A 2,868-nucleotide genomic window follows, 5' to 3' on the forward strand; every position below is an offset into this window, starting at 1 on the left:
CGTCTCAAAGTTGTTCTTGTTGTATATCGTTGCAAACATTCCAACAGTGCTAATACAGCGTATTGCAGGTTTATGAGGTACAGACTATTCGGTCATAAATTATAAGAAAGTTTTTCACTCAATCAGAGATGTACCTCATTTACTTGAAAACTGCTGTATATCTGGCATGGGCTTTCTGTAGCGATTGAGTTGTAGTTGTGGTAAACAATAACTCTACTACGGAAAGCCCTCTTTATTTTGGCGAAGGTATTGCAGTATAATAAAGTTTCAGATTATATAAAAATTCAAAATCTTGCTTCATTAAAAATGAAAGAAAAACAATATAATGAAGCTTATGATAATTTTAAAAAATTAAGAGATGAGTATAAAATAACAGGCTCAAATGAATGTGCAGATCCAGAAACCTTGATTTACAAAAATAATGCTCTGATTGGTAATAATGAAGCATATACAATTGCTGTGGTGGTTCCGATTGAAGATTTTCGAGATAGCGCTTTAGAGATATTACGCGGTGTTGCTCAAGCTCAAGAAGAATTTAATAATGCTCCAAAAAATATAAACGGGAAAAAACTTAGAGTAATTATTGCTAATGAAAAAGATAATGATAAGGAACTTAGTTCAACTCAAAAAATAGCTGAGACTTTAGGTAGCACCAAAGATATTTTAGGAGTTGTTGGTCATTTTTCTTCTGGTAATACTGAAGTTGCAGCTCCTATATATCGTGTTCACGAATTAGTATCAATTTCCCCCACTAGTACTAAAGTGAAAATTGCAGAGGGAAACGAATACTTCTTTCGTATTATTCCTGATAATAAAGCTGAGGCAGAAGCTTTAGCAAGCTATATGATTAATAATACTAGGATTGCATCAAAGAAGGCAGCCATTTTATTTAAAAAAGAAAATAAATTTAGTCTATCTCTTAAATTGGAATTTAGCTCTGCTGTGAAGAACAAAGGAGGAACTATCTTCAAGTCCTATGATATAAGTCAAAATTTTCTGGGTTCGGAAGTTTTAAAGGATGTGAAAAATTCAGGTAATGTTCCTGTATTTATGCTCGCAAATACCAAGACAGACCTACCAGAAATTATTTATAATTTGCAAGCAGAAGAATTTCAAAGTTTTTATTACTTAGGTGGAGATGCTATCTACGATCCAAGTTTGTTGAAAAATAAAGTAAAAAGATTACGCAATGTAGTAATTGCAATCCCTTGGCACTATACCATTAATTCTGGAGAATCCAAAAAATTTGTTAATGACTCTTATAGACTTTGGTGTCAGCCTAAAGATAGCGAAGATAAAGTTACTTGGCGAACAGCTACTGCTTATGATGCTACAAAGCTTTTAATTGAAGCACTAAAAGAGAATCCTAGTCGAGAAGGAGTAAGACAGTACCTTTCCAGACTTAAAAACAATATTTCATTTGATAAAGGAGTTACTGGACGCATAAAATTTAAAGCAAATGGCGATCGCGATGGTGAAAGCAAGCTAGTGCAGATGATACCAGATCAGAATTCGCCAGAAAAATATGTGTTCAAGTGTATCCAAGGTTGTGAAGGAAAGTAGCCGGGAGCATCCCAATTTTTGAAAAAGACCTGGCGATTAGAAATCGTGGTTATACAAACCAAGTCCGCCTACGCGGACTAATACCTTCGTTACCGAGCTTTAAGCAAAACTTATCAATCTAGAAGCTGTGCCTTAAATCAGTGAACAGTGAACAGTTATCAGTTATCACGGCGTATGGTGGGGGATTTAAACCCACCACTAAAGCCTACCACCTTCTTAGTGGGGGACTTAAACTCAAGAATAAATACATCACTCTTTACTGATAACTGATAACTGATAACTGTTAAACTATTGCTAAAGCACCCTAAAAAATTTAATTTATTATGACTCAAGCATCAGTAAAAACTCTGTATGTAACAGATTTTGCATTGTGGATTGAGCAGACTGTCAATAGCTTAAAATCCCAAGATTATAGCAATGTAGATTGGGAAAACTTAATTGAGGAAATAGAAGCGTTGGGGAAGAGAGATAGACGAGAATTAGAAAGTCGTTTGACAACTTTATTTGAACATGCTTTAAAACGTAATTATGTAAATTTACCAGAATGTTATGGTGGTTGGGAAGCAACAATTAGCCGCACACAACAGGAAATCAACCGCATTCTTCGAGATTCTCCTAGCCTGCTTAATTATTTATTAACTATATGTGATGAATGTTATCAAAATGCCTCTAAAAACATGAGTAAAGAATATGAAACAAAATTTCCTGATAAATGTCCTTTTCCTAATGATGTAGAAACATTATTGAAACAAAACGGAGTCAATCTGAAGAATGTCTAACAACGTATATGATCGCGATTTGCAAGATTGGATAGAGCAAACAATTCAACAATTACGAAATCGTGAATTTGAGTCGCTTGACATTGAGCATTTAATTAAGGAGCTAGTGGATTTGGGTAAAGCGGAAAAAAATGCTCTCAAGAGCAATCTGACTATTTTGTTAGCGCATTTACTCAAGTTAATGGTTCAACACGATGCACTCGATATGATGAAAGGAAGTTGGTATAGTTCGGTACTTGAACATCGTCAACGAGTTCTCAATAATTTATCAGATACTCCTTCTCTCAAAAGTTTTTTGGTAGAAGCAATAGAAAAAGCTTATCCAGATAGTCGAAAGCTAGCGATCAAAGAGGGTAAGCTGGCTAAATTTGGGGTTCGCGTACCAGAGGAAAGTGAGTATCCAATAGTTTGTCCTTTTTCGGTTGAGCAGATTCTAGATGAGGATTTCTACGGGCTGTAATTATAGATAAATTTGTAACTCCCCAGGTAGGACTGTAAGGATCATTCCATTGAGAGAAGAATTATG

The 2,868-nt window shown here is 34.9% G+C and carries 3 protein-coding genes; all 3 read left to right on the plus strand.

The window, feature by feature from the left end:
- Positions 1-237: 237 nt before the first annotated feature.
- Positions 238-1,563 carry an ABC transporter substrate-binding protein gene (locus AC5JMK_RS13965; protein WP_495910376.1) on the plus strand — a complete coding sequence of 442 codons (1,326 nt, stop codon included), beginning with the start codon at positions 238-240 and terminating at the stop codon, positions 1,561-1,563.
- A 323-nt stretch (positions 1,564-1,886) separates the two neighbouring features.
- Complete coding sequence (locus tag AC5JMK_RS13970) at positions 1,887-2,342, plus strand: DUF29 domain-containing protein (RefSeq protein WP_096676563.1); 456 nt, start codon at positions 1,887-1,889, stop codon at positions 2,340-2,342.
- Entirely contained in the window at positions 2,335-2,802 is a 468-nt protein-coding gene (locus tag AC5JMK_RS13975) for a DUF29 domain-containing protein (RefSeq protein WP_096676564.1), read from the plus strand. Before AC5JMK_RS13970 ends, AC5JMK_RS13975 begins: the two co-directional genes overlap by 8 nt.
- Positions 2,803-2,868 lie beyond the last annotated feature (66 nt).

The organism is Pelatocladus sp., from assembly GCF_059505505.1.